Raw genomic sequence first — 6792 nt, forward strand, 5'->3', positions numbered from 1 at the left:
GTGGCGGGCGCAGAAGGACTTGAACCCTCGACCTACGGTTTTGGAGACCGCCGCTCTACCAACTGAGCTATACGCCCACGCCTGAACGCGCAGGCAAGTATAGCAAGGCAGCGCCCGTTTGCCAAGCTCCCGGCTGACATCCCAAAGCCCCTCCCAAAGCTCCTACGGGGTCCTTAGGTACGCCACTCCACCTTTGCCGGACATGCTTTGTGCTACCTTAATAGGTAGAGAGCAAGGTGCCTTTGGGCACCTGGGAGGTGAAGCGTGCAAACACTGACCATAACCGAAACGGCGGCGGCCAAAGCCAAGGAAATCCTCGGCAACACCGGTAAGGATAACGCCGCGATTCGGATCTATATCAAGTCCGGCGGCTGCAGCGGCTACTCGTACGGCATGGCCATCGACGACCGCACCTTGGACGGCGATACCGTCGTCGAGGACGCGGGTATTCGTCTGGTGGTGGACAAGGCCAGCCTACCGCTCTTGGAGGGCTCGCAGGTCGATTACGTCGAGAACATGATGGGCGGCGGTTTCAGCGTCAACAACCCGCACGCCACGAGTTCCTGTGGCTGCGGCAGCTCGTTTCGCACCGACGGCAAGCAGGCGCCGGGCGGCGAGGGCGCGGTCGGCTGCGGCAGCTGAACCAGCGGGGCTGAGTTAGAGGCTCAAGGCTCGAGCGGGACGCTTGTCCCGCTCGTTTTTTGGTGCCGTCACGAATGGCCGTGGCTACTCGCCACCTGCTCCCAGAGGCACCGCTTCGATGGTCCGCTCGTCAAGCACAGCCCCCTCCGGCAGCCTCTCGACCTGCGCCAGAATAAAGGCGACGATGTCCAGATAGTCCTGACCGCTCAGGCTGCCCGGTGCCTGGCGGGGCATGGCGGCGCGGGCGTAGTGGTAGAACGCGGCGGCGTCAAAGTTTCTGAGCGCCCCTGCTCCCCACAGGGGCGGCGCGATGCCCACGGAAAAGGCGTACTCCGGCGTCATCGCCTCCTGCGCCAGCTGCCGGGGGTTGCGGGGGGCGTGACAGCGTTCGCAGAAGCGGTGCTCCTCGGGAAAGGCCGTTCTTGCCTCCTCGAGCCCCTTGCCCTGCCGTCCGTGGCAGGTCGTGCAGTAAAACATATAGAGCGCCTCGCCGCGCGCCACCTGCTCGGCCGATGTCTCGTGCGGCGCCTCCAGGGGAGGTGGCTTTATCCCCTCGCTCCAAGTGAGGCTCGAGGCCACGAGCAGAAGCGCCACCGAGAGGAGGATGAAGGGTCGTGGAGGCGTCATGCGGCGCCCATCACTCGCGGCCTTCGACAAAGCGCTCGATGGCCCACAAACCCCTGGGGTCGGGAGACTCCCGCAGCATGGCGATGTGGCCGCCGCTCAGCTCGGTGAAGCGCTTGGGCTGGGCGGCTGCCGCGTACAGTTCCTGGCCTTGCCGGAAGGGAACCGTGTAGTCGTCTCGAGCGTGCAGCATCAGGAGCGGCGCGCGCACCTCGGCAATCTTGCTCAAGGAGTCGTAGCGGTTGCGCATGAACCCGGTGGGCAAGAAGGGATAGCGGTGGCGCCCGGCCGCCGGCAAGGAGGTGTAGGCGGCCTCGAGCACCAGCCCGGCGACCTCGACCTCGGTCGCCAGGTTCACGGCTACGCCGCTGCCGAGCGAGAAGCCGTAGAGGTAGAGCCGCTCGGGGCCGACACCGCGCCCCTGCAAAAAGGCGTAGGCCACTCGAGCGTCGGCGTAGAGACCCGCTTCGCTGGGAACGCCCTCGCTCTCGCCGTAGCCCCGGTAGTCGAAGATGAGGATATTCAAGCCGAGCTCGTGCAGCCGGGCTATGAGCGTCAGGTAGCGCGAGACGTTCTCGCCGTTGCCGTGGAAGTAGAGGAGCCAGTCCTCGCCCTCGCTGGGGATGACCCAGCCCATCAGCCTCAGACCGTCCTCGGCCTCGAAGGTGACGCGCTCGTAGGGCAGGTCGTAGTCGGCGGGGCTAGCGACGAGCTCGCGGGTCGGGAAGTAGACGAGGCGGTCTTCGAAGCCGAGCAGCCAGGCCGTGAGGAGGCTCATGAGCAGCATGAAGACCACCGCTCCGCTAAGGGGGCGAATAGCGCAAGACGGGCTTGCGGGCGGCCCTCACCTCGTCGAGGCGCCTCACCGGGGTGTGGTAGGGCGCACCCGCCAGCCAGCCCTCATCGCCGCGTGCCCGCTCTAAAATCTCGGCCAGGATCTCGGCGTAGTCGTCCAAGGTCTCGAGCGACTCCGTCTCGGTCGGCTCGACCATCATCGCCTCCTTGACCACCAGCGGAAAGTAGACGGTCATGGGATGGACGCCGTAGTCCAGCAGCGCCTTGGCGATGTCCAGAGTTTTCAGGCCCGCGGGCGGCTGCGCGACGAACTCGTGCATGTTGACGCGGTCGAAGGCGACCCTGAAGCCCGCTTCTCTCATCTTGACGCGCAGGTAGTTGGCGTTCAAGACGGCCATGCTCGAGACCTGCTTGAGCCCTTCTCTTCCCAAAGCGCGGATGTAGGTATAGGCCCGCACCAGGTTGCCGAAGTTGCCGTAGTAGCTCCGCATCCGCCCGATCGTCGCCGGCAGGTCGTAGTCGTAGTCGAAGCCTTCGCCGCTGCGTTTGATGAGCGGCACGGGCAGAAAGCCCTTCAGGTGCGCCTTGACCCCGACCGGGCCGGTGCCCGGCCCGCCGCCGCCGTGAGGGGTGGTGAAGGTCTTGTGGAGGTTTAAATGCACCACGTCGAAGCCCATGTCGCCGGGCCGGGCGCGGCCCAAGATGGCGTTGGCATTGGCGCCGTCATAGTAGAGCTGCGCGCCGACCTCGTGGGCGAGGCGGCTGATGGTAAGGATGTTGGTCTCGAAGATGCCCAGGGTGTTGGGGTTGGTCAGCATGACCGCGGCGATGTGCGGGCCCAGAGCCGCCCGGTAGGCCGCCAAGTCCACCTCGCCGTCCTTGCCCGTCGGCACCTCGAGCACGTCGTAGCCGACCATCGAGGCGGTGGCGGGGTTGGTGCCGTGGGCGTTGTCCGGGCAGATGACCACGCGGCGCTGCTGCCCCTCGCCCCTCGACTCGTGGTAGGCGCGGATGATCAGGATGCCGGTCAGCTCGCCGTGCGCACCGGCGGCGGGTTGCAGGCTGACCGCGTCCATGCCGGTGATGGCACAGAGGTCGCCCTGGAGGTTGTAGAGAAGCTCCAACGCGCCCTGCACCGTTGCCGGGTCCTGGTAAGGGTGGAGCTCGGCGAAGAGCTTGGCGGCCTCCTCGTTGACCTTGGGGTTGTACTTCATGGTGCATGAACCCAGCGGATAGACGTTGCCGTCGATGGAGAACTGGCGGTGGGCGAGCTGGGTGTAGTGCCGCACCAGGTCGAGCTCGGAGACCTCGGGCAGCCTGGGGGGGCGCGCTCTCAGGTTCTCCTCGCCCAGCAGAGCGGCCAGGTCGGTCTCCTCGGCCTTGGGTGGCTGGGCCGCACGCCTGCCCGGTCTGGCGCGTTCGAAGATGAGTGGGAAGTCCCGGCGCTGTCTTTCGGTCTTGGTGACGGGGTGCTCTTTGGCTTCAATCATGGTTGCCTTCAATCATGGGCGGCTTCCTCGAGCTGCCTCATGGGGGGGCGGGCCGGCGCCACGTCCTGCAAGCTCTCCACCAGGCGCCTGATGTCCTTGGCGGTGGTGAGCTCGGTCGCGGCCAGGACCACCGCCTCGCCCAAGCCAAAGGAGGCGGGCACCGGCACCCCGGCGTGGACGCCCGCCTCGGCCAGCCTCGCCCTCACGGTGGTGGCGGGCGCTGCCACGTTCAGCGCGAACTCGTTGAAAAAGCGCGCCTCGTCCTTGACCTTAAAGCCTACCCCGGCGAGCGCGGAGGCGAGCTTGTGGGCGTTTTGGACGCTGGCCGCCGCCATCTCCCTCAGACCCGTAGGGCCGAGCGCGGCCATGTTGACCGCGGCCATCAGGGCCATGAGCTGGTGGTTCGAGCAGATGTTCGACTTGGCCTTGGAGCGGCGGATGTGCTGTTCGCGCGCCTGCAGGGTCAGGACAAAGGCGCGCTTGCCGTCTACGTCTTTGGTTTCGCCGACGAGGCGGCCGGGCAACTGGCGCACGAGCGCGTCCTTGACCACCATGAAGCCGAAGGAAGGCCCGCCGAAGTTGGGAGGGTTGCCGAGCGTCTGGCCGTCGCCCACGGCGATGTCCGCGCCGTAGTCGCCGGGGGCCTTAAGCACCGCCAGGCTGAGCGGGTCCACCACCGCGACGAAGAGCGCGCCCGCTCCGTGCGCTGCTTCGGCGAAGCGCGGCATGGCTTCTAAGTAGCCGAGGAAGTTGGGGTTCTGGACGATAACGCAGGCCACGTCCTCGCTCACGTCAAGCTCGCCGGTGACGAGGCCGCCCAAGGCAATCTCCTCGACCGTCGCCTCGAGCGCCTGGAGGTAGGTCGCCAAGACCTCGCGCGATTCGGGGTGCAGGCCCTTTGACACGAGCACCTTGCTGCGCCGCGTCGCCCGCATCGCCAGGAGGGCGGCCTCGGCCACGCTCGAAGCGCCGTCGTACATCGAGGCGTTGGACACGTCCAAGCCGGTGAGCTCGCACATCATCGTCTGGAACTCGAAGGTGGCCTGGAGGAGGCCCTGGGCCACCTCGGGCTGGTAGGGCGTGTAGGCGGTGACGAACTCGCTTTGCATCGCCAGGTGCGGCGTCACCGAGGGGATGAAGTGCCGCTGCACCCCGCCGCCCAAAAAGCTCGGGCCGCCCGAGCTGTTCTTGGCGGCGAGCGCCTGCAGGTGCTCGAGCAGAGCCGTCTCGTCGAGGCCCGCGGGGATGTCCAACTCGGGGTCCCTGAGGCGCTCGGGGATGTCCGCGAAGAGCGCGTCCACGCTCTTCGCGCCGATGGCCTCGAGCGCGCGCGCTATGTCCTCTTTGGTGTGAGGAATGAAGTTCAACCCTAGCCCTCCACGCTTCTCAGGTAGCCGGCAGCGTCCATAAGCCCTTCCAACTCCGCAGGGCTCGCGGCGCGCAGGCGAAACATCCAGCCTCTCTCGTAGGGTGACTCGTTGATCGTCTCCGGGGCGTCTTTGAGCGCTTCGTTGACCTCGCTTATCTCGCCCGAGACGGGCGCGTAGATGTCCGAGGCGGTCTTGACCGACTCGACCACCGCCACCGCGTCGCCCTTTTGGACCTGCCGGCCTACCTCGGGCAGCTCGATGAAGACGACGTCGCCGAGCTGGTCCTGAGCGTAGTCGGTGATGCCTACCGTCACCACCTCCCCTTCGGAACGGGTCCACTCGTGGCTGGAGGCGTACTTGAGGTCCTTGGGTATTTCCATTGTCTCTCCTTGCTTAAGGTTCGGCTTAGGGATAGAAGGGGGGCTTGACAACCGTAGCGGGCACCAACTGGCCGCGAATCTCCACGTTCACGTCGCTGCCCGGCGCGCTGAAGCCCCGGTCCAACCAGGCCATGGCGATGCTCTGGCGAGTCAGCGGCGAGATGGTTCCCGAGCTCACCTGGCCGACGAGCTTGCCGCCGCCGTAGACGTCGTAGCCCTGACGGGCGATGCCGCGCTCGAGCATCCTGAGGCCGACCAACCGCCGCTGGCAAGCCGGCTTCCACATCGCCTCGCGGCCATAAAAATCCTTGTCCTTGACCACCCAAGCGTAATCGCTGCAGAGCGGGTTGGTGTCGGCGCCGAATTCATGGCCGAAGAGTGGAAAACCGGCCTCGAGCCGGAGGGTATCCCTGGCGCCGAGGCCGCAGGGCACCGCCCCGGCACCCACCAAGATGTCCCAGAGGATCGGCGCGTCGGTGGGATGGCAGAAGATCTCGAAGCCGTCCTCGCCGGTGTAGCCGGTGCGCGCTACCTTGACCGGACAGGCGGAGACGACCGTCTTCAGGCTGCGGTTTTTCCTGAGGTCGGTGACGTCGTCGTCGCTGTGCCGGCCCAGGAGCAGCGCCGCGCCGGGTCCCTGCAGGGCCATCAGCGCCCAGGTGTCGGCCTCGTCGACGACGTGGGCGTCGTAGCCTTCGGCCACCCCCTTGAGCTGCTCGTAAACCGCTTCGGCGTTCGAGGCATTGGCGACCACAAGATACTCCTCGTCCTCTTCACGGTAGATGTAGAGGTCGTCGACGAGACCGCCTCGGTCGTTGGGCAGCATCGAGTACTGCCCCGACCCCTTCTTGAGTTTGGCTGGGTCGTTCAGGGTGGCGAAGCGCAAGAACTCGGTCGCCTGCGGCCCCAAGACGCGAATCTCGCCCATGTGGCTGACGTCGAAGAGGCCCGCCCCGTTGCGGACCGCCAGGTGCTCCTGATTGATGCCGGTGGGGTACTGGATGGGCATGGCCCAACCCGCGAAGTCCACCATACGCGCCCCTAAAGCGAGGTGGTTCTCATACAGCGGCGTCCGTTTCACCCTTTGACGATAACATGCGCTCTGGCAGCCCAATGTACGCTATCTTGAGCGTGGGGATACAGCCGTCCAGGGCCGGAAGTGCGCGCCTACTCGCGTCTGAGAACCATGTACACGCGTACCGCCAAGCGTTGACGGTCGAAGCCGAGACGCGTATACTTCCCTAGCGCCGGGATGGCGGAATCGGTAGACGCAACAGACTTAAAATCTGTCGGGGGAGACCCCGTGCGGGTTCAAGTCCCGCTCTCGGCACCACGTCCTAGACGACAAAACTAGAGAAATGACCGACTGAGAAAGCCGGTCATTTTTTGCTTTTGTGTGCCTATAGTGTGCCGCTTCATCTTGTGCGCCTAATTGTAGACCGCCTCCGGGGTATCCTCATCCTGTCCGAAAAGCATGGCGTCCAACTTAGC

The 6792-nt window shown here is 65.7% G+C and carries 7 protein-coding genes and 2 tRNA genes; 2 read left to right on the forward strand and 7 right to left on the reverse strand.

Going from position 1 to position 6792, the window contains the following annotated elements; translation table 11 throughout:
* Position 1: 1 nt before the first annotated feature.
* A tRNA-Trp gene (locus tag M3498_08425) sits at positions 2-77 on the reverse strand.
* A gap of 196 nt (positions 78-273) precedes the next feature.
* Between M3498_08425 and M3498_08430 the strand changes: the two genes are divergently transcribed.
* On the forward strand, positions 274-642 hold the full coding sequence (locus M3498_08430) for an iron-sulfur cluster assembly accessory protein (GenBank protein MDQ3459306.1): 369 nt from the start codon (positions 274-276) through the stop codon (positions 640-642).
* 84 nt (positions 643-726) lie between these two features.
* Here the strand turns inward: M3498_08430 and M3498_08435 are convergent, their stop codons facing one another.
* From M3498_08435 to gcvT, 6 genes are read right to left on the reverse strand one after another with little or no spacing between them, the layout of a single operon-like run.
* The gene (locus M3498_08435; GenBank protein ID MDQ3459307.1) at positions 727-1269 is read right to left on the reverse strand and encodes a c-type cytochrome; all 543 of its coding nucleotides are present in this window, start codon (positions 1267-1269) and stop codon (positions 727-729) included.
* Positions 1270-1279: 10 nt separating this feature from the next.
* On the reverse strand, positions 1280-2053 hold the full coding sequence (locus M3498_08440; GenBank protein ID MDQ3459308.1) for an alpha/beta hydrolase: 774 nt from the start codon (positions 2051-2053) through the stop codon (positions 1280-1282).
* Positions 2054-2069: 16 nt separating this feature from the next.
* The gene (gene gcvPB, locus M3498_08445) at positions 2070-3551 is read right to left on the reverse strand and encodes an aminomethyl-transferring glycine dehydrogenase subunit GcvPB (GenBank protein ID MDQ3459309.1); all 1482 of its coding nucleotides are present in this window, start codon (positions 3549-3551) and stop codon (positions 2070-2072) included.
* 8 nt (positions 3552-3559) lie between these two features.
* Positions 3560-4918, reverse strand: coding sequence for an aminomethyl-transferring glycine dehydrogenase subunit GcvPA (gcvPA, locus tag M3498_08450; GenBank protein ID MDQ3459310.1), 1359 nt, complete (start codon positions 4916-4918; stop codon positions 3560-3562).
* A 2-nt stretch (positions 4919-4920) separates the two neighbouring features.
* The gene (gene gcvH, locus M3498_08455; protein ID MDQ3459311.1) at positions 4921-5301 is read right to left on the reverse strand and encodes a glycine cleavage system protein GcvH; all 381 of its coding nucleotides are present in this window, start codon (positions 5299-5301) and stop codon (positions 4921-4923) included.
* 25 nt (positions 5302-5326) lie between these two features.
* Complete coding sequence (gene gcvT, locus M3498_08460) at positions 5327-6382, reverse strand: glycine cleavage system aminomethyltransferase GcvT (protein ID MDQ3459312.1); 1056 nt, start codon at positions 6380-6382, stop codon at positions 5327-5329.
* 165 nt (positions 6383-6547) lie between these two features.
* Here gcvT and M3498_08465 point away from each other — a divergent pair.
* Positions 6548-6634, forward strand: a tRNA-Leu gene (locus M3498_08465).
* Positions 6635-6792: the final 158 nt, after the last annotated feature.

This window comes from Deinococcota bacterium, assembly GCA_030858465.1.
Taxonomy (GTDB): domain Bacteria; phylum Deinococcota; class Deinococci; order Deinococcales; family Trueperaceae; genus JALZLY01.

Excerpts from the sequence above, each read along its gene's own strand:
- M3498_08435 (MDQ3459307.1), bottom strand. The coding sequence starts at position 1,269 with ATGACGCCTCCACGACCCTTCATCCTCCTCTCGGTGGCGCTTCTGCTC.
- gcvPB (MDQ3459309.1), bottom strand. The coding sequence starts at position 3,551 with ATGATTGAAGCCAAAGAGCACCCCGTCACCAAGACCGAAAGACAGCGC.
- gcvH (MDQ3459311.1), bottom strand. The coding sequence starts at position 5,301 with ATGGAAATACCCAAGGACCTCAAGTACGCCTCCAGCCACGAGTGGACC.
- M3498_08440 (MDQ3459308.1), bottom strand. The coding sequence starts at position 2,053 with ATGCTGCTCATGAGCCTCCTCACGGCCTGGCTGCTCGGCTTCGAAGAC.